Source organism: Streptomyces sp. NPDC058751 (assembly GCF_042746485.1).
Taxonomy (GTDB): Bacteria; Actinomycetota; Actinomycetes; order Streptomycetales; family Streptomycetaceae; genus Streptomyces.
This window is the reverse complement of sequence record NZ_JBHYPZ010000012.1, coordinates 134,826-158,948: the sequence shown is the minus strand read 5'-3', so window position 1 is coordinate 158,948 and position 24,123 is coordinate 134,826. Positions and strand designations below refer to the sequence as shown.

At 72.8% G+C, this 24,123-nt stretch carries 20 protein-coding genes; 13 read left to right on the top strand and 7 right to left on the bottom strand.

Annotated features, from left to right (window positions below; genetic code table 11):
• The first annotated feature begins 144 nt into the window (after nucleotides 1-144).
• The 6 genes from ACFW6B_RS14345 (at nucleotide 145) to ACFW6B_RS14320 (ending at nucleotide 8,224) form a co-directional block, all read left to right on the top strand.
• The gene (locus ACFW6B_RS14345) at nucleotides 145-2,325 is read left to right on the top strand and encodes a molybdopterin oxidoreductase family protein (protein WP_386595679.1); all 2,181 of its coding nucleotides are present in this window, start codon (nucleotides 145-147) and stop codon (nucleotides 2,323-2,325) included.
• A gap of 183 nt (nucleotides 2,326-2,508) precedes the next feature.
• Nucleotides 2,509-3,264: a hypothetical protein gene (locus ACFW6B_RS14340; RefSeq protein WP_386595595.1), complete on the top strand. Its 756-nt coding sequence runs from the start codon at nucleotides 2,509-2,511 to the stop codon at nucleotides 3,262-3,264.
• Nucleotides 3,251-4,027, top strand: a complete 777-nt coding sequence (locus ACFW6B_RS14335; RefSeq protein WP_386595593.1) for a class F sortase — start codon at nucleotides 3,251-3,253, stop codon at nucleotides 4,025-4,027. The genes ACFW6B_RS14340 and ACFW6B_RS14335 overlap by 14 nt, the downstream gene beginning before the upstream one ends.
• Before the next feature lie 239 nt (nucleotides 4,028-4,266).
• Nucleotides 4,267-5,610: an ABC transporter ATP-binding protein gene (locus tag ACFW6B_RS14330; RefSeq protein WP_386595591.1), complete on the top strand. Its 1,344-nt coding sequence runs from the start codon at nucleotides 4,267-4,269 to the stop codon at nucleotides 5,608-5,610.
• Between the two features lie 132 nt (nucleotides 5,611-5,742).
• Nucleotides 5,743-7,131, top strand: coding sequence for an aldehyde dehydrogenase family protein (locus tag ACFW6B_RS14325; RefSeq protein WP_386595589.1), 1,389 nt, complete (start codon nucleotides 5,743-5,745; stop codon nucleotides 7,129-7,131).
• A gap of 10 nt (nucleotides 7,132-7,141) precedes the next feature.
• Complete coding sequence (locus ACFW6B_RS14320) at nucleotides 7,142-8,224, top strand: Zn-dependent alcohol dehydrogenase (protein ID WP_386595587.1); 1,083 nt, start codon at nucleotides 7,142-7,144, stop codon at nucleotides 8,222-8,224.
• Nucleotides 8,225-8,368: 144 nt separating this feature from the next.
• Here ACFW6B_RS14320 and ACFW6B_RS14315 read toward each other — a convergent pair whose 3' ends face one another.
• Both ACFW6B_RS14315 and ACFW6B_RS14310 read right to left on the bottom strand, forming a co-directional pair.
• Nucleotides 8,369-9,418, bottom strand: coding sequence for a DMT family transporter (locus ACFW6B_RS14315; RefSeq protein ID WP_386595585.1), 1,050 nt, complete (start codon nucleotides 9,416-9,418; stop codon nucleotides 8,369-8,371).
• Between the two features lie 128 nt (nucleotides 9,419-9,546).
• Nucleotides 9,547-10,197, bottom strand: coding sequence for a TetR/AcrR family transcriptional regulator (locus ACFW6B_RS14310; RefSeq protein ID WP_386595583.1), 651 nt, complete (start codon nucleotides 10,195-10,197; stop codon nucleotides 9,547-9,549).
• Between the two features lie 122 nt (nucleotides 10,198-10,319).
• Between ACFW6B_RS14310 and ACFW6B_RS14305 the strand changes: the two genes are divergently transcribed.
• The 3 genes from ACFW6B_RS14305 (at nucleotide 10,320) to ACFW6B_RS14295 (ending at nucleotide 12,525) form a co-directional block, all read left to right on the top strand.
• On the top strand, nucleotides 10,320-11,471 hold the full coding sequence (locus ACFW6B_RS14305; RefSeq protein WP_386595581.1) for an acyl-CoA dehydrogenase family protein: 1,152 nt from the start codon (nucleotides 10,320-10,322) through the stop codon (nucleotides 11,469-11,471).
• A gap of 66 nt (nucleotides 11,472-11,537) precedes the next feature.
• The gene (locus ACFW6B_RS14300; RefSeq protein ID WP_235452937.1) at nucleotides 11,538-11,825 is read left to right on the top strand and encodes a YiaA/YiaB family inner membrane protein; all 288 of its coding nucleotides are present in this window, start codon (nucleotides 11,538-11,540) and stop codon (nucleotides 11,823-11,825) included.
• A gap of 73 nt (nucleotides 11,826-11,898) precedes the next feature.
• Nucleotides 11,899-12,525: a TetR/AcrR family transcriptional regulator gene (locus ACFW6B_RS14295; protein ID WP_386595577.1), complete on the top strand. Its 627-nt coding sequence runs from the start codon at nucleotides 11,899-11,901 to the stop codon at nucleotides 12,523-12,525.
• A gap of 93 nt (nucleotides 12,526-12,618) precedes the next feature.
• Here ACFW6B_RS14295 and ACFW6B_RS14290 read toward each other — a convergent pair whose 3' ends face one another.
• A complete protein-coding gene (locus ACFW6B_RS14290) occupies nucleotides 12,619-13,080 on the bottom strand; it encodes a MaoC family dehydratase (protein ID WP_386595574.1) in 462 nt (153 codons plus the stop codon).
• Between the two features lie 106 nt (nucleotides 13,081-13,186).
• Between ACFW6B_RS14290 and soxR the strand changes: the two genes are divergently transcribed.
• On the top strand, nucleotides 13,187-13,765 hold the full coding sequence (soxR, locus tag ACFW6B_RS14285) for a redox-sensitive transcriptional activator SoxR (RefSeq protein WP_386595572.1): 579 nt from the start codon (nucleotides 13,187-13,189) through the stop codon (nucleotides 13,763-13,765).
• Between the two features lie 12 nt (nucleotides 13,766-13,777).
• Here the strand turns inward: soxR and ACFW6B_RS14280 are convergent, their stop codons facing one another.
• Both ACFW6B_RS14280 and ACFW6B_RS14275 read right to left on the bottom strand, forming a co-directional pair.
• Nucleotides 13,778-14,884 (bottom strand): RNA ligase (ATP), encoded by a 1,107-nt coding sequence (locus ACFW6B_RS14280; protein WP_386595570.1) that lies wholly within the window; start codon nucleotides 14,882-14,884, stop codon nucleotides 13,778-13,780.
• A gap of 157 nt (nucleotides 14,885-15,041) precedes the next feature.
• On the bottom strand, nucleotides 15,042-15,644 hold the full coding sequence (locus ACFW6B_RS14275; protein ID WP_386595568.1) for a hypothetical protein: 603 nt from the start codon (nucleotides 15,642-15,644) through the stop codon (nucleotides 15,042-15,044).
• A 283-nt stretch (nucleotides 15,645-15,927) separates the two neighbouring features.
• On the opposite strand from ACFW6B_RS14275, the gene ACFW6B_RS14270 reads away from it, so the two are divergent.
• Nucleotides 15,928-18,720: a penicillin acylase family protein gene (locus ACFW6B_RS14270; protein WP_386595566.1), complete on the top strand. Its 2,793-nt coding sequence runs from the start codon at nucleotides 15,928-15,930 to the stop codon at nucleotides 18,718-18,720.
• A 60-nt stretch (nucleotides 18,721-18,780) separates the two neighbouring features.
• On the opposite strand, the gene ACFW6B_RS14265 is transcribed toward ACFW6B_RS14270, so the two are convergent.
• Both ACFW6B_RS14265 and ACFW6B_RS14260 read right to left on the bottom strand, forming a co-directional pair.
• Nucleotides 18,781-20,103 (bottom strand): serine-threonine protein kinase, encoded by a 1,323-nt coding sequence (locus ACFW6B_RS14265; RefSeq protein WP_386595564.1) that lies wholly within the window; start codon nucleotides 20,101-20,103, stop codon nucleotides 18,781-18,783.
• A gap of 126 nt (nucleotides 20,104-20,229) precedes the next feature.
• Complete coding sequence (locus ACFW6B_RS14260) at nucleotides 20,230-21,477, bottom strand: exo-beta-N-acetylmuramidase NamZ domain-containing protein (protein ID WP_386595562.1); 1,248 nt, start codon at nucleotides 21,475-21,477, stop codon at nucleotides 20,230-20,232.
• Nucleotides 21,478-21,681: 204 nt separating this feature from the next.
• Here ACFW6B_RS14260 and ACFW6B_RS14255 point away from each other — a divergent pair, with 204 nt between their 5' ends.
• Nucleotides 21,682-22,446, top strand: coding sequence for an SDR family oxidoreductase (locus ACFW6B_RS14255; RefSeq protein ID WP_386595560.1), 765 nt, complete (start codon nucleotides 21,682-21,684; stop codon nucleotides 22,444-22,446).
• Nucleotides 22,443-24,122 carry a class I adenylate-forming enzyme family protein gene (locus tag ACFW6B_RS14250; RefSeq protein ID WP_386595558.1) on the top strand — a complete coding sequence of 560 codons (1,680 nt, stop codon included), beginning with the start codon at nucleotides 22,443-22,445 and terminating at the stop codon, nucleotides 24,120-24,122. The genes ACFW6B_RS14255 and ACFW6B_RS14250 overlap by 4 nt, the downstream gene beginning before the upstream one ends.
• Nucleotide 24,123 lies beyond the last annotated feature (1 nt).

Here is a 24,123-nt window from a genome sequence, read left to right as displayed (position 1 = left end):
ATGCGTACCGGTCGGTATGCTCGCTCGTGTTCCCGTCACCCGAGCCACCGCCCTCCGGGAGGACCCGTGTCCCGTACCTCCGGCACCACCCCCGACTCCCGAACCGCGCTGCGCGTCTGTCCCCTGTGCGAAGCCACCTGCGGGATGACGCTGACCATCGAGGGCACCCGGGTGACCGGCGCCCGGGGCGACCGCGACGACGTGTTCAGCAAGGGGTTCATCTGCCCCAAGGGCGCCTCCTTCGGCGCCGCCGACGGCGACCCCGACCGGCTGCGCACCCCCCTCGTCCGCGAGGACGGCGTCCTGCGCGAGGCCACCTGGGAGGAGGCCTTCGACGCCGTGGCCGCCGGACTGCGCCCGGTCGTCGAGCGTCACGGGCCGCACGCCCTCGGCGTCGTCCTCGGCAACCCGAACGTCCACACCATGGCCGGCGCCCTCTACCCGGCCGTGCTGCTCGGCGCCCTGCGCACGCACAGCGTCTTCTCCGCCTCCACCCTCGACCAGATGCCCAAGCACGTCTCGAGCGGTCTGCTGTTCGGGGACGCCAACGCGATCCCCGTGCCGGACCTGGACCGCACCGACCACCTGCTGCTCATCGGCGCCAACCCGCTGGAGTCCAACGGGAGTCTGTGCACCGCCCCCGACTTCCCCGGCAGGCTCCGTGCGCTGCGGGCGCGCGGCGGCACGCTGACCGTCGTCGACCCGCGCCGCACCCGCACCGCGAAACTCGCGGACCGGCACGTGGCCGTCCGCCCCGGCACCGACGCGATGCTCCTCGCGGCGATGGCGTACGTCCTGTTCGAGGAGAAGCTCGTCGACCTCGGCGCGCTCGCCCCGCACGTCCAGGGCGTCGACGAACTCCCGGACGCGCTGCGGGACTTCACTCCCGAGGCGGCGAGCGCCGCCTGCGACGTGGACGCCGGGACGATCCGGGAGCTGGCGCGCGAGCTGGCCGCCGCGCCCACCGCCGCCGTCTACGGCCGCATCGGAAGCTGCACGGTCCCCCACGGCACCCTGGCGAGCTGGCTGGTGGACGTCCTCAACATCCTCACCGGCAACCTCGACCGGCCCGGCGGCGCCCTCTTCCCGACGGCCGCCACCGACAAGGCACCCCGCCCGGCGGGCCCCGGCCGCGGCTTCGCCCTCGGCCGCTGGCACAGCCGGGTGAGCCGACACCCCGAGGCCAAGGGCGAACTGCCGATGGCCGCCCTGGCGGAGGAGATCGACACCCCGACCGAGGACGGCAGCCCCGTCCGCGCGGTCGTCACCGTCGCCGCCAACCCCGTCCTGTCCGCGCCCGACGGCCTCCGGCTCGACAAGGCCCTCGAATCGCTGGACTTCATGGTCAGCGTCGACCCCTACCTGAACGAGACCTCGCGCCACGCCCACGTCGTGCTGCCGCCGCCCCCGCCCTCCCGGAGCGCGCACCACGACTTCGCGTTCAACACCCTCGCCGTGCGCAACCAGGTCCGCTACAACCGCCCGGCCGTCCCCCTGGAGGAGGGCCGGATGGCGGAGACCGAGATCCTCGCCCGGCTCGTCCTCGCCGCGACCGGCATGCACGGCGCCGACCCGTCCGCCGTGGACACCATGGTCATCGAGGGCACCCTCGCCAAGGCGGTCGGGGACGCCGCGTCGCCGGTGCACGGGCGCGACCCGCGCGAACTCGCCACCGCCCTCACCGGTGAGAACGGCCCCGAGCGCCGGCTCGACATGATGCTGCGCCTCGGCCCGTACGGCGACGGGTTCGGCGCGCGCCCCGACGGCCTGACGCTGGAGAAGCTGCTGGCGCACCCGCACGGCATCGACCTCGGACCGCTCACCTCCTGTCTGCCGCGCCGGCTCAAGACCCGCAGCGGGAAGATCGAACTGCTCCCCGGACCGATCGCGGACGACCTGCCCCGGCTGCGGGACGCGCTGCGCGAACGCCCGGCGGCGATCGTCCTCGTCGGCCGCCGTCATCTGCGCTCCAACAACAGCTGGATGCACAACGTCCCCGCGCTCACCGGCGGTTCCAACCGCTGCACCCTGCACGTCCACCCCGACGACGCCGCCCGGCTGGGGCTCGCCGACGGGGCGGCCGTGCGCGTCAGGGGCGCCGGGGGAGAGGTGATCGCCCCGGCGGAGGTCACCGACACCGTACGGCGCGGGGTGGTGAGCCTTCCGCACGGCTGGGGGCACGACCGCCCCGGCACCCGGATGAGCCACGCCGCCCTGGACCCCGGCGTCAACGTCAACCAGCTCCTCGACGGCTCGCTGCTCGACCCGCTGTCCGGGACGGCGGTCCTCAACGGGGTGCCCGTGGAACTGGCGGCCTGCCCCTGACGCACCGGCACCAGGAACGTCACGACGCCCCTGGGCCGCCGCGGCCCAGGGGCGTCGTTGCGCCGGAAGAGCGGTCTCCGGCGGGGGACCGGGCGCAGTTGCGTCCCTTTGCGGATCTCATGTGAGAACTAGTCAGATGACCTGAAAGTCGTATGAAAGTCACCTGACTCGGAGGAACTTCGCATGTCCACCTCGTCCCACTCCGTGCCACGTCGCGGCGCCAGCACCCTCGCCGCCCTCACGGTCGCGGGCGCCGCCTTCCTCGGTGCCCCGGCCGCCGTCGCCGCCCCTGGTGACAACGGCGACGTCAAGGTCCACGACTCGAACACGTCGTTCGAAAACCAGCGGGACGATCCGAAGGTCTGCCGGTTCTACCTCGACGGCTTCGGCTTCGATGCCGGGCAGCAGATCTCCTGGTTCATCGCGCGTCAGCCCGGCGCCGAGGGCACCCCCGTCCTGGCGGGCACGCTGTCCGCGTCCCAGACCGGGCGGGCCGGGACCCGGATCTTCACGCTCCCCGACGGCCAGTACAAGTTGACCTGGAACTTCCAGGGCGAGAACGGCGCGGGCAAGAGCAAGGTCTTCCGGGTCGACTGCTCCGTCAGCACGTCGTCCCCGTCCCCGGGCCAGCAGAACGGTCCCGGCGGTATGGGCGGCAGCCCCAGCCCGAGCGGCAGCTCCAGCCCGAGCGGCAGCTCCAGCCCGAGCGGGAGCCCCAGCCCGAGTCGGCAGGGCGACGGACCCGGTGGCTGGCAGGGTGGATCCGGCGGCCAGCAGGGCGGCTCGGGCGTCCCCAACGGCGGAGCTCCGGCGGGCGGCGGCGGACTCGCCGACGCGCGGAACTTCTCCCCGGTGGCCGGTGCGGCGGCCGCGGGTCTCGTCGTGGCCGGGGGAGTCGTCTTCCTGCGGCTGCGCCGACGCGGCAATGGCGCCGCGTAGACGACGGAGGCCCCGGCACCGGACGCGCGCCTACCGCCTGACGAGGACCCTGGCGGTCCTCGTCGCGCTGGTGGCGGGCGGCGTCTGGTGGGCGGGGGACGACGACCCCGCCGGGACGGCGGCGTCCGGCGCCGTACGCGACGCCGGCGCCGCCTCCCGGGCCCCGGCCGGGAAGCCGGGCGCCCACCCGCCGGACACCCGCCCCGGCGGCGACGCGCGCGGCCCGCGGCGGCACCCGTCCCCCGCCGCCCGCCGCCCGGCCCGGCCCGCACCCCCGCCCGCACCGCTGCCGCGCTCCCGGGCCACCTCCCTGCGCATCCCCTCACTCGGCGTCGACGCCCCCGTCATCGGCCTCCGGCTGGACCACCGGCGACAGCTCACGGCGCCGCCCGTGGACGACCCGAAACCCGTCGGCTGGTACACGGACGGCCCCTCGCCGGGCGAACGCGGCACGGCCCTCGTCGTCGGCCATCGCGACACCCGGACGGGACCCGCCGTCTTCGCCCCGATCGAACGGATCCGCCCCGGCGCGCGCGTCGAGGCGCGGCGCGTGGACGGGCGGACCGCCGTCTATACGGTGGACGTCGTACGCACGTACGCGAAGGCACACTTCCCCGACCAGGAGGTGTACGGGGACCGGGGACGCCCGGAGCTGCGCCTGATCACCTGCGGCGGCGCCTACGACCGGAAGGACGGGTACGCCGCCAACGTCGTCGCCTTCGCCCACCTCACGCAGATCAGCGGGCGGGCCGGCGCCCGCTGAGACCGGCCGCGGGACGGCGGACCGCGGCCGGGGCGCAAGTCCCCGGTGCCCGGCCCGGCCCGACCGGTATCCGATCGTCCGTTTCCGCCCGTACCGAACCCGCCCGTCCGATACCGCCACGTGTCTTCCCCCGGACGCGTGCGGTCCGTTAGCTTCCGTGACCCAAGGTCCCGTACGACCCGTACGGGACGACCGGCCGCGGAGCACCAGCGCCTTGCACGCCCCCGGGGGCCCCTGTCATGACACGCGCCATCTCCCTGCACCACGTCAGCAAGTCGTACGCCCGCGGGCCCCGTGCGGTGGAACGGTTCTCGCTGGACATCCGGCCCGGCGAATTCCTCGTGCTGCTCGGTCCCTCGGGCTGCGGCAAGTCAACCGTGCTGCGGATGATCGCGGGACTCGAGGAGGTCACCGAGGGCGAGGTGCGCCTGGACGGGGAGTACGCCAACGACCTGCCGCCCTCCGAGCGGAACATGGCGATGGTGTTCCAGAACTTCGCCCTCTACCCGAGCATGACCAGCCGCGACAACATCGGCTTCCCGCTGCGGATCGAGACGCCCGGCGAGGACCCCCGGCCCAGGGTGGACGCCACCGCCCGGATGCTCGGCATCCAGGACCTCCTCGACCGCTTCCCCGGCCAGCTCTCCGGCGGCGAGCGGCAGCGCGTCGCGATGGGCCGGGCGATAGCGCGCCACCCCTCCGCCTTCCTGATGGACGAACCCCTGTCCAACCTCGACGCCAAACTCCGCAACCACCTGCGCGCCGAGATCTCCAAACTCACCAGGGACCTGGGTGCCACCACGGTGTACGTCACCCACGACCAGGCCGAGGCCATGTCGCTCGGCGACCGGGTCGCCGTGATGCGCGGCGGGGTCCTCCAGCAACTGGGCACGCCCCGCACGGTCTACGGACTGCCCGCGAACGTCTTCGTCGCCGCCTTCATCGGCACCCCGCGGATCAACCTGCTGCGCGGGGTCGTCCGGGCCCCGCTCGACGGCGCCATGACGATCAGCCTCGGCAAGCAGTACCTGCGCCTGCCCGAACCCCTGTGCCTCGACCACCAGTTGCTGCGGGTGCAGCAGGGCCGCGAGGTGATCGTCGGGCTGCGCTCGGAGGCCGTTCGGCTCGCCAGGGCGTCCGAGGCCCGGCCGGGCGAGGTGGCGATCACCGGCCTGGTCGAGCACGTGGAGTTCCAGGGCCACGAGGTCCTCGTCCACTTCGACACCGGTTCGCGGCCCGCCCTCGTGCCCGAGCTGGAGTCCCCGCGTCCGTCCCGCCCGAACCGCCGTCGGCGCCGGGACGGCACCGTCCTGGACCGGCTGCGGGAGCGCGCCGGGGCGCTGCGGGCCGGACCGGTCGTGGTCCTCGACCGTCCCGCGGACGACGAGGCCGACCACCCCGGGCAGACACCCCCCGAGGGACGGCTGCCCGGCGATCTCGTCGTGCGCACCACGCCCGACATCGAACTGCGCCACGGCATGCAGATCCCGCTCCTCGTGGACCTCGCCCACCTGTTCGTCTTCGACCGGAACGGCGAACGGATCTGTCCGGCACCGGAGCGGCTGCCCGACCTGGACGAGTGACTCCCCCGGCGGGCGCGGCGCGGACCGCCCGGGGCACGCCGGGACCTGCCGTGCGGCAGGTCACCCTGGCGCCGCAAAACTATCATCGCTAGTTTAGGTCCCGGACGACGCTGCCCGCCCGGGAGGAACACGATGAAGGCACATGACGGCATGTACATCGACGGGGCGTGGCGCCCCGCCGCCGGACGGGACACGATCGAGGTCGTGAACCCGGCCGACGAGCAGGTGATAGGTCATGTCCCGGCCGGCACGGCCGAGGACGTCGACGCGGCCGTGCGCGCCGCCCGTACCGCGTTCCCCGGCTGGGCCGCCACCCCGCCCGCCGAACGCGCCGCCCGCCTCACGGCCCTCAGGGACGCCCTGGCCGCGCGCAAGGACGAGATCGCCGAGACCGTCACCGCCGAGCTCGGGGCGCCCCTCGCGTTCTCGCAGGCGGTGCACGCGGGTGTCCCGGTACTGGTCGCCGGCTCCTACTCCGAACTGGCGGCGACGTACGCCTTCGAGGAGAAGGTCGGCAACTCGACCGTCTACCAGGAGCCCGTCGGCGTCGTCGGCGCGATCACGCCCTGGAACTACCCGCTGCACCAGATCGTCGCCAAGGTCGCCCCCGCGCTGGCCGCCGGGTGCACCGTGGTGCTGAAGCCCGCGGAGGACACCCCGCTCACCGCCCAGCTCTTCGCCGAGGCCGTGGCCGAGGCGGGCGTCCCGGCCGGTGTCTTCAACCTCGTCACCGGCCTCGGCCCGGTCGCCGGCCAGGCCCTCGCCGAGCACCCGGACGTCGACATGGTCTCCTTCACCGGCTCCACGGCCGTCGGCCGGCGGATCGGCGCGAGTGCGGGCGCCGCGGTCAAGCGCGTCGCCCTCGAACTCGGCGGCAAGTCCGCCAACGTCATCCTGCCGAGCGCCGACCTCGCCAAGGCCGTGAACGTCGGCGTCGCCAACGTGATGTCCAACTCCGGCCAGACGTGCAGCGCCTGGACCCGCATGCTGGTCCCCGCCGAGCGCTACGACGAGGCGGTCGAACTCGCCGCGGCCGCCGCCGCGAAGTACGGCGACCGCATCGGACCCGTCGTCAACGCCGGGCAGCGCGACCGGGTGCGCGGATACATCGAGAAGGGCCTCGCCGAGGGCGCGCGGCTCGTCGCGGGCGGGGCCGAACCGCCGCGCGAGCAGGGCTACTTCGTCAGCCCCACCGTCTTCGCCGACGTCACCGGGGAGATGGCGATCGCGCAGGAGGAGATCTTCGGTCCGGTCCTGTCGATCCTGCGCTACGAGGACGAGGAGGACGCCCTGCGCATCGCCAACGGCACCGTCTACGGGCTCGCGGGCGCGGTGTGGGCGGGCGAGGAGTCCGAGGCGGTCGCCTTCGCGCGAAGGCTCGACACCGGCCAGGTCGACATCAACGGGGGACGCTTCAACCCCCTCGCCCCCTTCGGGGGTTACAAGCAGTCGGGCGTGGGACGCGAACTCGGCGCCCACGGCCTGTCCGAGTACCTCCAGACCAAGTCCCTCCAGTTCTAGGAGCGTTCACGTGGTTCGCGCCGCCGTCCTGCCCGCCGTGGGTGCCCCGCTGGAGATCGCCGGGATCGAGCTCCCCGATCCCGGGCCGGGCCAGGTCCGGGTGAGGCTCGCCGCCTCCGGGGTCTGCCACTCCGACCTGTCCCTGTCCAACGGCACCATGCGGGTCCCGGTGCCCGCCGTGCTCGGCCACGAGGGCGCCGGCACCGTCGTCGCCGTCGGCGAGGGCGTCACCCGGTTCGTCCCGGGCTCTCCCGTCGTCCTCAACTGGGCCCCCTCCTGCGGGAGTTGTCACGCCTGTTCGCTGGGCGAGGTGTGGCTGTGCGCCGACGCGCTCACCGGCGCCGGGAACGTGTACGCCCGCCGCGCCTCCGACGGGAGCGACCTGTACCCCGGCCTGAACGTCGCCGCGTTCGCGGAGGAGACGGTGGTGCCGGTGTCCTGCGTCCTGCCCGCCCCCGACGGCATCCCGCTCACCGAGGCCGCCCTGCTCGGCTGCGCCGTCCTCACCGGCTACGGCGCCGTCCACCACTCCGCCCGGGTCCAGCCCGGCGAGACCGTCGCCGTGTTCGGGGCCGGCGGGGTCGGGCTCGCCGTCCTGCAGGCCGCCCGGATCGCGGGCGCCTCGAAGATCGTCGCGGTGGACGTCTCGCCCGGGAAGGAACCGCTCGCCCGGGAGGCCGGGGCCACCGACTACGTCATCGCCTCCGACACCACCGCCCGCGACATCCGCACCCTGACCGGCGGCCACGGCGTCGACGTCGCCGTCGAGTGCGTCGGCCGCGCCGTCACCATCCGCACCGCCTGGGAGTCGACCCGGCGCGGCGGCCGCACCACCGTCGTCGGCATCGGCGGCAAGGACCAGCAGGTCACCTTCAACGCCCTGGAGATCTTCCACTGGGGCAGGACCCTCGCGGGCTGCGTGTACGGCAACTCCGACCCGGCACGCGACCTCCCGGTGCTCGCGGAGCACGTACGCGCCGGCCGCCTCGACCTCGGCGGCCTGGTCACCGACCGCATCGCCCTGGACGGCATCCCGGCGGCCTTCGACAACATGATCGCGGGCAAGGGGGGCCGGGCGCTGGTGGTCTTCTAGGGGCGCCGGGCGGGCACTTCCCGGCCGTCTCTGCGGGCGCTCCAGGGCCGCCCCGGCGGGTGCTTCCGGGCCGTCCCGGTGGGCGCGAACACCCGCCGGGGCGGCCCGGTGCGACGTGATCCGGCGTCGAAGAACAGGCCGGACTCAGACCTGTTCGGCCCGGCTGCCGGTCTCCGCGGGCTCCGGGGCACCGGCGGGGGCCGTGGCCGTCGCGGGTGCCGCGTCGGAGGCCGCGGACGGGCCGGTGGCGGCACCCGGCACGGACGTCCCCGCCGACGCCGGCTCCCGGCGCGGCCGGGAGCGCGACACCGCGACGCCCGCCAGGCACAGCGCCCCGCCCGCCAGCGTCAGCAGCCCAGGGACCTCGCCGAGGAAGAGCCAGGACATCAGCACCACCAGGGCGGGCACCGCGTACGTCGTCGCGCCCATGCGGCTGGCGCTCGTCCGCGCGAGGGCGTACCCCCAGGTCGTGAAGGCCAGCGCGGTCGGGAAGACGCCCAGATAGACCATGTCGAGCGTGGCCGTGAGGGGAGCGGCGGCGGCGTCGTGGACGAGCTGCCCGGCGAACGGCAGGCACACCACGGCCCCGATCAGACAGCCGAACGTCGTCACCTGGAGCACACTCGCGTGCCCGAGCGCCGGCTTCTGCGCGACGACCCCCGCGGCGTACGCGACGGCGGCGAGCAGGCACAGGGCGACCCCGAGCACCGAGGAACCGCCGCCACCGGACATCGACAGCCCCACCGCGACCGCTCCCGCGAACGACACCGCCATTCCGGCCAGCAGCCTCGGCGGCATCGCGTCCCCCAGCAGCCGCGCGCCGAGCAGGGCGATCAGGATCGGGCCGATGTTCACCACCAGCGCCGCCGTGCCGGCGTCCACCTGCTGCTCGCCCCAGTTGAGGGCCACCATGTAGAGGCCGAACCACAGCACCCCGGATATCGCGATGCCGCGCCAGGCGCCGCGCGGCGGCAGCCCTTCGCGGCGCACGGCGCAGACGGCACCGAGCACCAGGGCTCCGGCCAGCAGCCGTCCGAGCGCGAGCGCTCCGGGTGAGTACGCGGCGCCCGCGCTGCGGATCGCGACGAACGCGGAGGCCCACAGTCCGACGGTGACGGCCGCCGCACCGGCGGCGAGCAACTGCCCGCGCCGACCGGGCGGCGCGATACGGGAGATGAAGGAGGCGTTCGTCATGCCCCGAGGCTAGGCGGCGCGGGGCCGCGGGTCTCGCGGATTTCGGACGCGTGGACCGCCCCGCGTCCGAGCCGGGGGCGCCGCGCCGGGGACCGCCCCGCCCGGCCCCCTTCCGGGCCGGGTCCGGCTCAGCCCTCCCGGACCAGCCCCGCGTACTGCACCGCGAGACCGTCCAGCAGCGCCCGGAGCCCCGTCTCGAAGGCCCGCTCGTCGATCTTCTCCTGCTGCTCGGAGAGGAGGTGCGCCTGTCCCAGGTGGGGGTAGTCGTCCGGGTCGTAGGCGCTCTCGTCGTCCACGAAGCCCCCGGCGAAGGACCCCAGCGCGGACCCCATGACGAAGTACCGCATCAGCGCCCCGATCGAGGTGGCCTGGGCCGGCGGCCAGCCGGCTCTGACCATGGCGCCGAAGACGGCGTCGGCGAGCCGGAGCCCGGCCGGTCTGCGGCCCGGCCCGCGGGCGAGGACCGGGACGATGTTCGGGTGGTCGCGCAGGGCCGTGCGGTAGGAGACGGCCCAGTCGTGCAGCGCGGTCCGCCAGTCGCGGCCGTCCTCGAACATCGACAGCTCGACCTGCGCGCTCACCGAGTCCGCGACCGCCTCCAGGATCTGGTCCTTGGTGCGGAAGTGGTTGTAGAGGGAGGGCCCGCTCACCCCCAGTTCCGCCGCGAGCCGGCGCGTCGAGACGGCCGCCAGGCCCTCGGCGTCCACCAGCGCCCGTGCCGTCTCGACGATGCGGTCGGTGCTGAGAAGGGGCTTGCGCGGTCGGGCCATGGCGCACATAGTAGGGCTGCACCATGAAACTAGCAGTGCTAATTTAAATGTACGGCTTTCAAAGTCCGTTGTCCGCAGTCCGTTATCCGTAGGCCGCTGTCAGCGGGCCGCTATCTGTGGGGTGACCCGGCATGAACCTCGGGCTCAGCGATGAGCAGACCGCCGTCCGGCAGCTCGCCAAGGACTTCGTGCACCGCGAGATCGCCCCGCATGTCGTCGCGTGGGACCGTGCCGAGGACGTCGACCGGTCCATCGTGAAGAAGCTCGGCGAGGTCGGCTTCCTCGGCCTCACCGTCGACGAGGAGTACGGCGGCAGCGGCGGCGACCACCTCGCGTACTGCCTGGTCACCGAGGAGCTCGGGCGCGGCGACTCCTCCGTGCGCGGGATCGTCTCCGTCTCGCTCGGACTCGTCGCCAAGACGATCGCCGCCTGGGGGAGCGAGGAGCAGAAGCGGCGCTGGCTTCCGGGGCTGACCGCGGGCGAGTACGTCGGCTGCTTCGGGCTCACCGAACCGGGCACCGGCTCCGACGCGGGACAGCTCTCGACCCGCGCCGTGCGCGACGGCGACGACTACGTGATCAACGGCAGCAAGATGTTCATCACGAACGGCACCTGGGCCGACGTCGTGCTGCTCTTCGCCCGCTCCACCGACGCCCCGGGCCACAAGGGCGTCTCCGCCTTCCTGGTGCCCACCGACACCCCCGGTCTGACCCGCCGCGCCATCCACGGCAAGCTCGGACTGCGCGGCCAGGCCACGGCCGAACTCGCCTTCGAGGACGTGCGCGTGCCGGCGAGCGCCATGCTGGCGCCCGAGGGCAAGGGCTTCTCGGTGGCCATGTCCGCGCTCGCCAAGGGCCGGATGTCGGTGGCCGCGGGGTGCGTCGGCATCGCCCAGGCCGCGCTGGACGCGGCGGTGAGGTACGCGACCGAGCGCGAGCAGTTCGGGAAGACGATCGCGCACCACCAGCTCGTCCAGGAACTGATCAGCGACATCGCCGTCGACGTGGACGCGGCACGGCTGCTGACCTGGCGGGTCGCCGATCTCGTGGACCGCGGGCTGCCGTTCGCGACCGAGTCCTCGAAGGCCAAGCTCTTCGCCTCCGAGGCCGCCGTGCGCGCGGCGAACAACGCCCTCCAGGTGTACGGCGGTTACGGCTACATCGACGAGTACCCGGTCGGCAAACTCCTGCGCGACGCCCGCGTGATGACCCTCTACGAAGGCACCAGCCAGATACAGAAGCTGGTCATCGGACGCGCCCTGACGGGTGTCTCGGCGTTCTGACTCTGAGTACGTGACTGAGTACGAGGGCGGATGTGGCGGCGGCCACATCCGCCGATCCTTGTCCCCATGAGCGAGACACCCGTCAAGCAGCAGAGCACGGCCGCCTTCTACGGTCAGGCCGTCGCCTCCTTCGCCATCGCCATGGCGGCCACGTCCATCGGCATCTACCGGCTGGACACCGATGCCTGGGTCCGGGCCTTCCTGGCCATCGCGGTCCTGTACCTCGTCACCTCCGCCTTCACCCTGGCCAAGGTGATCAGGGACCGGCAGGAGGCCGGTCAGATAGTGAGCCGGGTCGACCAGGCGCGACTGGAGAAGCTCCTCGCCGAGCACGACCCCTTCGAGAAGATCTGAGCAGGCGCGCTAAGCGACCGCTCACCTTCGGCGGTATGGTGTAGCTCCTGTCACCGAGAAGGGCGAGTGAGCGATGAGCACGGCGCAGGAGACGTCCGGCGGCGAGATGCAGCCGTGGGGCGAGGTGACCCCGGACGCGGCGCGGCGGCTGCTGATCGCCGCGGTGGAGGCCTTCGCCGAGCGCGGGTACCACGCGACGACGACCCGGGACATCGCGGGCCGCGCGGGCATGAGCCCGGCCGCGCTGTACATCCACTACAAGACCAAGGAAGAACTGCTCCACCGGATCAGCCGGATCGGCCACGACAAGGCGCTCGACATCGTGCGCACCGCGGCGGCGGGCGAGGGCACCCCCGCCGAGCGGCTCTCCGACGCCGTCCGGTCCTTCGTGCGGTGGCACGCGGGCCAGCACACCACCGCGCGCGTGGTCCAGTACGAGCTGGAGGCCCTCGGTCCCGACGCGCGCGCGGAGATCATCGGGCTGCGCCGCCAGGTCGACGCGGAGGTCCGCAGCATCATCCAGGACGGTGTCGCGACCGGCGAGTTCGACGTCCCGGACGTTCCCGGCACCACCGTCGCCGTGCTGTCCCTGTGCATCGACGTGGCCCGCTGGTTCAACGTCGAGGGCCCCCGCACACCGGACGAGGTCGGCGCGCTCTACGCCGACCTGGTCCGGCGGATGGTGGGCTTCAAGGGGTGACCCCGGCCGGGGCCGGACGCGCGGGTGCCGGACCCGGACCCGGACGCGACGGTCCCGGGGCGCCGGGCGTGCGGCGCCCGCCCCGGGCGTCGGTCAGAGGTAGTAGCGCGAGACCGACTCCGCGACGCACACGGGCTTGTCGCCGCCCTCGCGTTCCACGGTGAAGGCCAGGGAGACCTGCACGCCGCCGGGCACGTCCTCCACCGCGGTGATCGTTCCGGTGGCGCGCAGCCGCGAGCCGACCGGGACGGGCGCGGGGAAGCGGACCTTGTTCGTCCCGTAGTTGACGCCCATCTTCACGCCTTCGACGTTGATGAGCTGCGGGCCGAAGAGCGGCAGCAGCGACAGGGTGAGGTAGCCGTGCGCGATCGTGGTGCCGAACGGGCCCGTCGCGGCCATCTCGGGGTCGACGTGGATCCACTGGTGGTCGCCGGTGGCCTCCGCGAAGAGGTCGATGCGCTTCTGCTCGATCTCGACCCAGTCCGTGTGTCCCAGCTGCTCGCCCACGGCGCCCCGCAGTTCCTCGACCGTCGCGAACGTCCTCGGCTCCGCCATGTCCCTGGCCTCCCGCATCTCATAGACTAAGCGACTGCTTAGCATGGTCGGCCGGGCGGCACATGTCAACGGACCGGACGGGTGGCGCGGTAGGTAGGTTGGACGGGTGCCCCAGATCCCCGAGACGGTCCACGAGCTGACCGTCGGACAGTTGTCGGCCCGCAGCGGCGCGGCTGTTTCCGCCCTGCACTTCTACGAGTCGAAGGGACTGATCAGCAGCCGCCGCACCTCGGGCAACCAGCGCCGCTACCACCGTGACGCGCTGCGCCGGGTCGCCTTCGTCCGGGCCGCCCAGCGCGTCGGCATCCCGCTCGCCACCATCCGCGAGGCGCTCGCCGAACTCCCCGAGGAGCGCACCCCGACGCGGGAGGACTGGGCCCGGCTGTCCCGGGCCTGGCGCTCCGAGCTCGACGAGCGCATCAAGCAGCTCGGCCGGCTGCGCGACCACCTCACGGACTGCATCGGCTGCGGCTGCCTGTCCCTGGAGACCTGTGTGCTCTCCAACCCCGACGACGTCCTCGGCGAACGCCGGGCCGGCTCCCGGCTCATGGTGGAGCGGCCGGGTACACGGCCGGCGTCCGCACCGCAGGAAGGGCAGCCGGCGCCCGCGCCCCGGGAGGAGCGGCCGGCGGCTGCCTGCGAACCCGGGGCGCGCCGGGAACCGGCGGCGGGAGACTGCCGCTGACGTGCTCCGCGCCTACTCGTACTCCGTGCCGCCCTTGCGGGTCAGGTAGGCCGGGCTGACCGCCTTCGCCAGGGCCCGTCCGCCCGTCACCGGGCTGTACCGCTCGGCGGCGACGAAGGTTCCCTCGGGCCCGCCGGGGGCGGGGGCGCCGGGGCGGATCACGACACCCTCGCGCAGGTGCAGCCCGCGGCCGGACACGGTCTCGCGGCCGGAGGCGGCCTCGAGGACGCGCCCGACGTCGTACGGCCCCTCGTACAGCCGTGGTACGAGCGGGAGTTCACCGGTCAGCAGCTCGTGCGGGTCCAGCCAGCGGACCTCGCCGTCGATCTCCGCGGACACGTCGAAGACGGCGTAACCGATCGTCTCGCTACGGCCGTCGGCGCCGTACGACAGGTCCTGTACGCCTGCCCCGTACACCTCGCCGAAGATGCCGACCCGGCGCGCGCCGAGGCGTCCGGCGAGCCGGGCGGCGGCCTGCGCGACACCGTGCCCGCGCACCGCGCGCCAGTACAGGTTGCGCGGATCCTCCTTCAGCACGAGGGACTTGGCACCGAAGCCCTTGGAGGACACGAGGGTGCGGTCCTCGTCGGCGAGGTAGGTCAGCAGACACGCCGAACCGTGCAGCTTCTCCGTCACGACGACCGGCTCGCCCGGCGTGAAGATGTCCGGGTAGCGCTGGATGTTCTCGATGTCGACCCAGGGCAGCAGGTCCGGTGCCGCCTCGACGTCGCCGCTCATCGTGGGCGGGATCGGCGGCACCCATTTCACGATGCCGAGCAACTCCGCGAAGTCCGTGCCCTCTTCGGCGGCCCGCGCCAGGTCCACGTCCGCCAGTGCCTTCGGCCGGCACACGATGCCCTGCGACAGCTCGCCGCGCAGCCGCACCGCCCTGACCCGGTCCGCCGAGCTGCCCGCCAGACGCCCCGTCAGCCCCAGCTCCTCGATCAGCGGGGCCGGCAGCACGGACTGCTCCGGGATGTAGAGGGCCCGGTCGCCGGTGCGGTAGGCCCCCTTGGCGACCACGGCGCGGTACAGGCCCACCTGGGCCAGTTCGAGCGCGTCGGCGTTCGGGTGCTCGTGAACGGTCAGTACTTCGGCGGTGACGCGCAGCGTCGACATCAAGGACTCCTCGGATTGCTCAGCCGTGTTTCATCACCCCCGACTGTCCGCGGGAGAAACGGCTGGAACCAGTGGATTTCCTGCTGCTACCGTCACCGCGGCGCGGCTTTGGCGTGCACCCGGCCGCGCGGGCGGGCCGCTCGGCCGGGCAGGGGGCTCATGCGGACACGAGCAGCCGGCCGCGCCTGGCGCCGGCCAGGGCCTCCGGGGTCAGGACGGGCCGCGGCACCACGATTCCGCAGCTCGTGCAGACGGGGCCCGACGACGGTTCGTGGGCCAGTTCGTACATCCAGACGAGGCGCTCACCGGCGCACACGGGGCAGACGGTGCCCGGTTCGCGCTCCAGTGCCGCGATCAGCCGGCGCAGCACCTCGGCCAGTGGTCCGTCGGGGTGGACACGGGGGTCGTCGCACCAGGCGACACCGAAGCCGCCCCAGGTCAGCCGGTGCCAGTCGTCGACACTGCCCGGTCTGCGCAGCCCGTCGTGCTTCTCCTTCTTGCGGCGCTCGGCGAACTCGGCCTCGTAGGCGAGCCAGACGGAGCGGGCCTCCTCCAGTTCGTCCAGTGCGGCCACGAGCCGCGCCGGATCGGGGGAGCGGTCCTCGGGGTCGAATCCCGCCCGGGAACACAGATGGTCCCAGGTCGCCCGGTGCCCGTAAGGGGCGAACCGCTCCAGGCACTTGCGCAGTGAGTACCGCCGCAGCGCCAGATCACACCTCGGATCTCGCGCCTGTCTCGCCAGACTCCGGAAACCGGCCATCGTCCTGCACCTCCGTCACACCTGCACCTGTACTCCGGTCACTTCGGCGCCGTCCGTACGGACGTCGTCGAGTAGACGTATCGACAAGCGATTCGGCTCCATCCATTTTTTCGACGACCCCCGCGAGCCACCCGCCGAGCGTCCCGAGCGCCCTCCCGTCACCGTCCGCCGGACCCCCGGCGCTCCCTGACGCGCGGTGAATCCAGAAAACTGACGCATGTTCATCTTCCAACTCGGGGATACCGGCGGTAACGTCCGGCCACCCCCATCGGTAGGAGCCGCCATGTCACCGAGCACCCCACGTATCACCTCGGACAGACTGAGAACTCCCCGCAGATTCCCCAAGTTCCTCAAGACGGCATCCCTATGCGCGCTCATTGCCGGTCTTTTGTCGCCGCTTTCCCCGGCGGCCGCGGCGGAGACCTCGGCGGCGGCCGCCGCCAACGACTACTGCGGAGGCCAGTGTTCCGACATCCTGCCGCCCGGTGAGAACGGCAACGCCACCCTCGCCCAGATCCTGCTCAACCAGGCGTTCGGCACCCAGCCCAGCCACGCCGAGGACCAGCTCGGCCGCTACGGCAACCTGCCCTCCGGCTACTCCGCCCTCACCGACGCCAAGATCAACGACTTCTTCAACGACGCCTCCTTCGGCGTCGCCTCCGGTCAGGTCGAGTCGACCACCAAGCCCGGCGGCCGCACGGACGTGACCATCGTCCGCGACAAGAAGACGGGCGTCCCGCACATCACCGGCACCACCCGCTACGGCACCGAGTACGGCGCCGGGTACGCCGCGGCCCAGGACCGGCTGTGGCTCATGGACGTCTTCCGGCACGTCGGGCGCGGCCAGCTCACCAGCTTCGCCGGCGGCGCCGCCTCCAACCAGGGCCTGGAGCAGGAGTTCTGGCGCAGCGCGCCCTACACCGAGGCCGACCTGCAGGCCCAGATCGACAGCGCGACCGCCAAGGCCGGAGCCCGCGGGACCCAGGCCCTCGCCGACGCCAACGCCTACGTCGACGGCATCAACGCCTACATCGACGCCTCCGACAGCGGCCGTTACTTCCCCGGCGAGTACGTCCTGACCGGCCACAAGGACTCCATCACCAACGCCGGCACCATCGACCACTTCAAGCTCACCGACCTGGTCGCGCTGGCCTCCGTCATCGGCTCGCTCTTCGGCTCCGGAGGCGGCGGCGAGGTCAACAACGCCATCTCCCTGCTCGCCGCCCAGTCCAGGTACGGCGTCACCGAGGGCACCAAGGTCTGGGAGTCCTTCCGCGAGCGCAACGACCCGGAAGCCGCGCTCACCGTGCACGGCGGCGAGAGCTTCCCGTACGCCTCCAGGCCCGACAGCGCGCAGGGCCAGGCCCTGCCCGACGCCGGCTCGGTGACCCGGGAGCCGCTCGTCTACGACCGCACCGGCAGCGCGGCCGGCGCGAGCGCCGCCACCGCCTCGGCCGCCGCGGCCAAGGCCTCGGTCACCTCCGCCAGGCGCGGGATGTCCAACGCCCTCGTGGTCAGCGGCAAGCACACCGCCAGCGGCCACCCGATCGCCGTCTTCGGCCCGCAGACCGGCTATTTCGCGCCACAGCTCCTCATGCTCCAGGAGATCCAGGGACCCGGGCTCAGCGCCCGCGGCGCCTCCTTCGCGGGCCTGAGCATGTACGTCGAACTCGGCCGCGGCCAGGACTACTCCTGGAGCGCGACGACCTCCGGCCAGGACATCATCGACACGTACGCCGTCGAACTGTGCCAGGACGACTACCACTACCTGTACCGCGGCACCTGCACGGCGATGGACAAGGTCGAGCGGACCAACTCCTGGAAGCCGACCACCGCCGACGGCACCGCCGCCGGTTCGTACCGGATGCAGGTCTACCGCACCAAGTACGGGCCCGTGGAGTACCGCGCGACGGTGGGCGGCAAGAAGGTCGCGTACACCACGCTGCGCAGCTCCTTCATGCACGAGGCCGACTCGATCATCGGCTTCCAGATGCTCAACGACCCCGACTTCGTGAAGAGTCCGGCGACCTTCCAGAGCGCGGTGCAGAACATCAACTACACCTTCAACTGGTTCTACGCGGACTCCGCGCACACCGCCTACTACAACAGCGGTGACAACCCGGTCCGGGCGAACGGGGTCGACGCGGAGTTCCCGGTGTGGGCGCAGTCCGCGTACGAGTGGCGGAACTGGGACGCGGGCACGAACACCGCCTCCTACACCCCGGCGTCCGCGCACCCCAACTCGGTGGACCAGGACTACTACATCTCCTGGAACAACAAGCAGGCGAAGGACTACACCACGGCCTCCTGGGGCAACGGCTCGGTGCACCGCGGGGACCTGCTGGAGGACCGGGTCTCCAAACTGGTCGCGGCGGGCGGGGTGACCAGGTCCGCGCTGGTGAAGGCGATGGCCGACGCGGCCCTGGCCGACCTGCGGGCCGAGGACGTGCTCCCGGACCTGCTCAAGGTCGTCAACAGCTCCCCGGTCACGGACTCCACGGCGGCCGCGGCCGTGAGCAAGCTGTCCGCGTGGGTGGCGGCGGGCGCCAGGCGCACGGAGACCTCGGCGGGTTCGCACGCCTACGCGAACGCCGATGCGATCCGCATCCTGGACGCCTGGTGGCCGCTGCTGGTGAAGGCGGAGTTCCAGCCGGGGCTCGGCGGTGACCTGTACACCGCGTTCGGCAACAACCTCCCCGTCGACGAGGCGCCCTCCGCCGGACACGGACCGACCGGCTCGCACGCCGGAAGCTCCTTCCAGTACGGCTGGTGGAGCTATGTCGACAAGGACATCCGGGCGGTGCTCGGGGAGCCCGTGCAGGGCGGCCTGGCGCAGACGTACTGCGGCGGCGGCAGCCTCAGCGCCTGCCGGGACCTCCTGATCGGCTCGCTGAAGGAGGCGGCCGGCAAGACCGCGGCCACCGTCTACCCCGGCGACGACCAGTGCTCGGCGGGCGACCAGTGGTGCGCCGACTCGATCGTCCAGCGGACGCTCGGCGGCATCAAGCACGGCAAGACCACCTGGCAGAACAGGCCGACCTTCCAGCAGGTCGTCGAGTACACCTCGCACCGATGAGCACGAAGCGGCGCCGCCGGAACCGTCCCTAGGGACGGTCGGCGCCGAAGCGGCGGCGGGTCACCCGACGCGGCCCGCCGCCAGCACCAGCCGGGCCAGTTCGTGATGGCAGATGTCGCTGTGCGCGCCCGCCGGGGCGCCGCCCCGGCGCACCACCGAGGCGGTGTCGACGTTCACGCACCCCGAGACCGGGAGGCGGGTGCGCAACGCCTCGGCGAGCGTGTACGACTTCGTGCCCGGCACCGCCTGCACCCCGTCGTGGCCCATCGCCCCCCACTGCGCGCCGAGCGCACGGCCGATGCCGAAGTCCGCCACGACGGAGCGGTCGTCCCCCGCCATCCGCGAGGCCAGCGGGTAGACCGTGCCGAGCGCCGAGTCGAAGCGCGAGTAGCAGCACACCAGCGGCCCGTCGATCCGGTGGTACTGGCCGTCGAGCACCCCGCTCGCGCGCGGATCGTGGGGCAGCCGAGAGGCGAACGCGTAGTGAGAGAAGGCGCCTTGGAGCAGCGTCACCGACTTCACGGTGCGCACCCCCGGAGGCAGCCCGCGCAGCGCGAAGGAGACCAGCCGGCCGCCGAAGCTGTGCCCGACCAGATGCACGCGCACGCCCGGCGCCGCCGCCGCGAGCCTGCCGACCGCGGGCCCGAGCCCGCGCTCGCCGACCGTGCCCGCGCGTCTCTTCATGGCGTAGTAGGTCGCCTGGCGCAGCAGTTCGAGCGCCCCGTCCCACAGCCGGGGCAGCGCGAACGTCTCGGCGCCGGGGGTCCCGGTCCCGGCGAGCGCCCGCGCGAACGCGGAGCACACCGTCGCGGTGTCCCCGAAGAGCATCTCGGGATCGCTCTCCGGTACGCCCTCCGCGAGGGTGTCCGCCGCGAAGGACGCCTGCGGACCCTGCGGCCGGACCTCGACGAGCAGCCGTACGAGACGGCCGAACTCCTCCAGCGAGGCCCCGTCGTCCGGCTGCTGGTCGAGCAGCCGGGCGATCTGCTCGACCACGGTGGCGCGGCCGGGGAACACCTCGAGGAGGGCGTGCCGGGTGTTCTTGCCGAGCGGTGAACCTTCGTCCGGGGCGGCGGTGGCGGCCACCGGCCGGGGGAAGTCGGGGATCGGCTCGTCCGAGAACCGCATCGAGGGCCAGACCACCCCCGCGTATCCGAGACGGGCGGCCGGCGCGAGACCGGGGACGGGCGCGAGGAACTGGCTGAAGAGGCGGGTGGCCGTGGAACGGTCGCTGTTCCAGCCGTGCGCGAAGACGATCAGGTCGCGGACCTTCCGCCGCGTCACCTCCCGGATCCACCGGTCCCGTTCGCGGCCGTCCACGTCACCGTCCGCGTCGAACGTCAGCTCCCAGTAGGGAGAAACACTCACTGCCGGTTCCGTCATGTCAGGCCCCCTGACCCCGCGGGCGGTGCGATATGGGCGCATCGTCCACCCGGCGGGGAGAGTTGGCCATACATGACGACCTATCAGTCACGCATATGTCACTCGTTCGTGGGAGAGGGCCCCGGACTACTTGTAGATGAGGTAGTGCTTCCGGACCGCGCGGAAGGCCTCCAGGTCGTCCTGCCAGGCCGCCACGACCTCGTCGGTGCCGGCGCCCGCGTCGACCATCGTGCGCACCAGCGCCGAGCCCGTCAGCTTGTCGATCCAGTTGTCGGAACGCCAGGCGAAGCCGCTCCAGACCCTCTTCGCGGTCACCAGCAGGGCGATCCCGGTGCGGACGGGCTCGTACGCCGCCCGGTCGTGCACATGGATCTGGACGCCCCCGACGGTCTTTCCCTGGAACTTGGAGAAGGCGGGGGCGAAGTAGGCCTCTCTGAAGTGCACGCCGGGCAGGCCCAGTTCACCGGCCGCCGCGGCCCAGCGCCCGTCGACGCCCTCCGCGCCGAGCAGTTCGAAGGGACGTGTCGTGCCCCGTCCCTCCGAGAGGTTCGTCCCCTCGAAGAGACAGGTCCCGGAGTACACCAGCGCGGTGTCCGCCGTCGGCATGTTCGGGCTCGGCGGCACCCAGGGCAGCCCCGAGGCGTCGTGGAAGTCCCCGCGCCTCCAGCCCGACATGAGCACGGTGTCCAGTTCCACGGGCCGCTCCAGGAACTCCCCGTTGAAGAGCCGGGCCAGCTCCGCCACCGTCATCCCGTGCGCCTGCGCGATCGGCTGCCGGCCGACGAACGTCGCGAACTCCTTGTGCAGGACCGGGCCTTGGGCCGAACGGCCGGTGACCGGGTTGGGCCGGTCGAGCACCACGAACCGCTTGCCCGCGAGCCGCGCCGCCTCCATGCAGTCGTACAGCGTCCAGATGTACGTGTAGAAGCGCGCCCCCACGTCCTGGATGTCGAAGACGACGGTGTCCACGCCGGACGCGGTGAAGACGTCCGCGAGCGCCTGGCCGCTCTTCAGGTAGGTGTCGTAGACGGGGAGTCCGGTCGCCGGATCGTCGTGGCGCCCCTCGGACCCGCCGGCCTGCGCGGTGCCCCGGAAACCGTGCTCGGGACCGAAGACCGCCGTCAGGTCCACCCGGGTGTCGGCGTGCATGACGTCCACGATGTGCCGGACGTCGCGGGTGACGCCCGTGGGGTTGGTGACCACGCCGACGCGCCGTCCGGCGAGCAGGGCGTACCCGTCCCCGGCCAGACGCTCGAAGCCGGTGCGCGGCCGGGTGCCGGAACGCGCGGTCCGCTCCGCCGCTCCGGCGGGCAGGGGGGTGAGGGCGGCCGCGGCGGTGCCGGCCGCGAGCAGGGACCGTCGGGACATGCGCATGATGGGACCTCCGTGATCGCGGAAGGCTGGCACAGGCACGCTAAGGGCTCCCGGGGCGCGTCGGCAGGGCCCGGGACCCGCCGGCCCGTCGTGGCTCGTCACGGGACCGTCCGCCCGTCCGCCCGGAGTCCTTCCCTTGCCACATACCGACTGGTTAGTCTGGTGCCGCAGCAGAGCCGTGTCACGTCGCGTCGAAGGAGACCCGTGGTGGAAGCCATGCAGGGTGCGGGAGTCGTCGTCACCGGAGCGGGGGGCGGGATCGGGGCCGCGCTGGCCCGCCGCTTCGCCGCGGAGGGAGCGCGGGTCGTGGTCAACGACCTCGACGCGGCCAAGGCGAAGGCCGTGGCCGACGAGATCGGCGGCATCGCCGTCGCGGGCGACGCCTCCCTGGTGGTCGCCGAGGCCCGCGACGCCCTCGACGGCACCGTCGACGTCTACTGCGCGAACGCGGGAGTCGCCTCCGGCGGCTCCGAGGCGGCCGGGGAAAACGTGTGGGCCCTGGCCTGGGACGTCAACGTGATGGCCCATGTGCGCGCCGCCCACGCCCTGCTCCCGGACTGGCTGGAGCGCGGCGGCGGCCGGTTCGTGTCGACCGTCTCGGCCGCCGGGCTGCTCACGATGATCGGCGCGGCGCCGTACAGCGTCACCAAGCACGGCGCCTACGCGTTCGCCGAGTGGCTGTCCCTGACGTACCGCCACCGCGGGGTGAAGGTGCACGCGATCTGCCCCCAGGGCGTGCGCACCGACATGCTGGAGGCCACCGGCAGCGCGGGCGACCTGGTGCTCCAGCCCACCGCCATCGAACCCGAGGCCGTCGCCGACGCGCTCATGAAGGGCATCGAGGAGGACCGCTTCCTGATCCTGCCGCACCCCGAGGTCGCCGGTTACTACCAGGCGCGGGCCGCCGACCCCGACCGCTGGATGACGAACATGAACCACCTCCAGCAGAAGTGGGAGACCACCGAGTGACCCGCTACGCCGGCAAACCCTGGGTGGCCCTGCTCAGCGAGGCGCAGCGCGGCCCGGTGAACCCCGCCGGCACCCTGGTGCACGCCCTCGCGAACACGGTCGCGCACACCCCCGACCGCACCGCCCTCGCCTACTTCGACGGGCGGCTGAGCTACCGCGAGCTCGACGAACTGAGCGACTCCGTGGCCGGGCACCTCGCCGCCCGGGGCGTGGAACGCGGCGACCGCGTGGCGATCGTGCTCCAGAACTCCCCGCACTTCGTGCTCGCCCTGCTCGGCGCCTGGAAGGCCGGCGCGACGGTCGTGCCCGTCAACCCCATGTACAAGTCCGGCGAGGTCCGGCACGTCCTGCACGACGCCGAGGTCGCCGCCCTCGTCTGCTCAGACCGCTCCTGGGACGCGTACCTGCGCGAGACCGCCGCCGACTCGCCCGTCCGCGTCGTCCTGACGGCCTGCGAGAAGGACCTCCAGACCCGGGACGACCCACGCGTGCTGGCCTTCGAGCGCCTGCCCCCGGACGAGACGGCCGACGACCTCCTCGCCGTCGCCCGGCAGGGCCACAAGGCGCCCGGCGACCGCTCCCTCGGCCCGTCCGACACCGCGCTGATCAGCTACACCTCAGGCACCAGCGGCACCCCCAAGGGAGCCACCAACACCCACGGCAACATCATGTACAACGCCGAACGGCAGCGGACCGGCCTCGCCCTGCCCGAGGCACCCGTGTACTTCGCGATGGCACCGCTGTTCCACATCACCGGGATGGTCTGCCAGCTCGCCGCCTGTCTGAACAGCGCGGGCACCCTGGTGCTCGCCTACCGCTTCGAGGCCGGGGTCGTCCTCGACGCCTTCGCCGAGCACCGGCCGCTCTACACCGTCGGCCCCTCGACCGCGTTCATGGCGCTGGCCGCCCACCCGGACGTCACACCGGACCACTTCTCCTCCTTCGTGAACATCTCCTCCGGCGGAGCCCCGCTGCCGCCCGCCCTCGTGGAGCGGTTCCGGGCCGGCTTCGGGCCGTACATCCGCAACGGCTACGGGCTCACCGAGTGCACCGCCCCCTGTGCCTCCGTGCCGCCGGGCCTGGAGGCACCGGTGGACCCGGCCTCCGGCACCCTGGCCGTGGGCGTGCCGGGCCCGGAGACGGTCGTACGCGTCGTCGACGACATGGGACAGGAGGTCCCCTTCGGGGAGCAGGGCGAGATCCTCGTCCGCGGTCCGCAGGTGGTGCCCGGCTACTGGCGGCGCCCCGAAGCGACCGCCGAGACCTTCCCGGACGGCGAACTGCGCACCGGCGACATCGGTTTCATGGACGAGGACGGCTGGCTCTACGTGGTCGACCGCAAGAAGGACATGATCAACGCGTCCGGTTTCAAGGTCTGGCCGCGCGAGGTCGAGGACGTCCTGCACACCCACCCGGCGGTCCGCGAGGCGGCCGTCGTCGGGATCCCCGACGGCTACCGCGGGGAGACCGTCATGGCGTACATCAGCCTGCGGCCCGGGGCCACCGAGGACCCCGGCGCGCTGGCCGCGTACTGCAGGGAGAGACTGGCGGCCTACAAGTATCCGCGGCGGGTGGAGATCCTGCCCGAGCTGCCGAAGACGGCGAGTGGGAAGATCCTTCGTCGGGAACTGCGTTCCCGGTCCCAGGACTCCCAGGACTCCCGGGACTCCCAGTAGT

What these genes read in the sequence shown, in the direction of transcription:
- ACFW6B_RS14340 (WP_386595595.1), top strand. Translation starts at nt 2,509, where the DNA reads ATGTCCACCTCGTCCCACTCCGTGCCACGTCGCGGCGCCAGCACCCTC.
- ACFW6B_RS14300 (WP_235452937.1), top strand. Translation starts at nt 11,538, where the DNA reads ATGAGCGAGACACCCGTCAAGCAGCAGAGCACGGCCGCCTTCTACGGT.
- ACFW6B_RS14295 (WP_386595577.1), top strand. Translation starts at nt 11,899, where the DNA reads ATGAGCACGGCGCAGGAGACGTCCGGCGGCGAGATGCAGCCGTGGGGC.
- ACFW6B_RS14290 (WP_386595574.1), bottom strand. Translation starts at nt 13,080, where the DNA reads ATGGCGGAGCCGAGGACGTTCGCGACGGTCGAGGAACTGCGGGGCGCC.
- ACFW6B_RS14330 (WP_386595591.1), top strand. Translation starts at nt 4,267, where the DNA reads ATGACACGCGCCATCTCCCTGCACCACGTCAGCAAGTCGTACGCCCGC.
- ACFW6B_RS14270 (WP_386595566.1), top strand. Translation starts at nt 15,928, where the DNA reads ATGTCACCGAGCACCCCACGTATCACCTCGGACAGACTGAGAACTCCC.
- ACFW6B_RS14305 (WP_386595581.1), top strand. Translation starts at nt 10,320, where the DNA reads ATGAACCTCGGGCTCAGCGATGAGCAGACCGCCGTCCGGCAGCTCGCC.
- ACFW6B_RS14315 (WP_386595585.1), bottom strand. Translation starts at nt 9,418, where the DNA reads ATGACGAACGCCTCCTTCATCTCCCGTATCGCGCCGCCCGGTCGGCGC.
- ACFW6B_RS14325 (WP_386595589.1), top strand. Translation starts at nt 5,743, where the DNA reads ATGAAGGCACATGACGGCATGTACATCGACGGGGCGTGGCGCCCCGCC.
- ACFW6B_RS14310 (WP_386595583.1), bottom strand. Translation starts at nt 10,197, where the DNA reads ATGTGCGCCATGGCCCGACCGCGCAAGCCCCTTCTCAGCACCGACCGC.
- ACFW6B_RS14335 (WP_386595593.1), top strand. Translation starts at nt 3,251, where the DNA reads ATGGCGCCGCGTAGACGACGGAGGCCCCGGCACCGGACGCGCGCCTAC.
- ACFW6B_RS14265 (WP_386595564.1), bottom strand. Translation starts at nt 20,103, where the DNA reads ATGACGGAACCGGCAGTGAGTGTTTCTCCCTACTGGGAGCTGACGTTC.
- ACFW6B_RS14275 (WP_386595568.1), bottom strand. Translation starts at nt 15,644, where the DNA reads ATGGCCGGTTTCCGGAGTCTGGCGAGACAGGCGCGAGATCCGAGGTGT.
- ACFW6B_RS14280 (WP_386595570.1), bottom strand. Translation starts at nt 14,884, where the DNA reads ATGTCGACGCTGCGCGTCACCGCCGAAGTACTGACCGTTCACGAGCAC.
- ACFW6B_RS14260 (WP_386595562.1), bottom strand. Translation starts at nt 21,477, where the DNA reads ATGCGCATGTCCCGACGGTCCCTGCTCGCGGCCGGCACCGCCGCGGCC.
- ACFW6B_RS14345 (WP_386595679.1), top strand. Translation starts at nt 145, where the DNA reads ATGACGCTGACCATCGAGGGCACCCGGGTGACCGGCGCCCGGGGCGAC.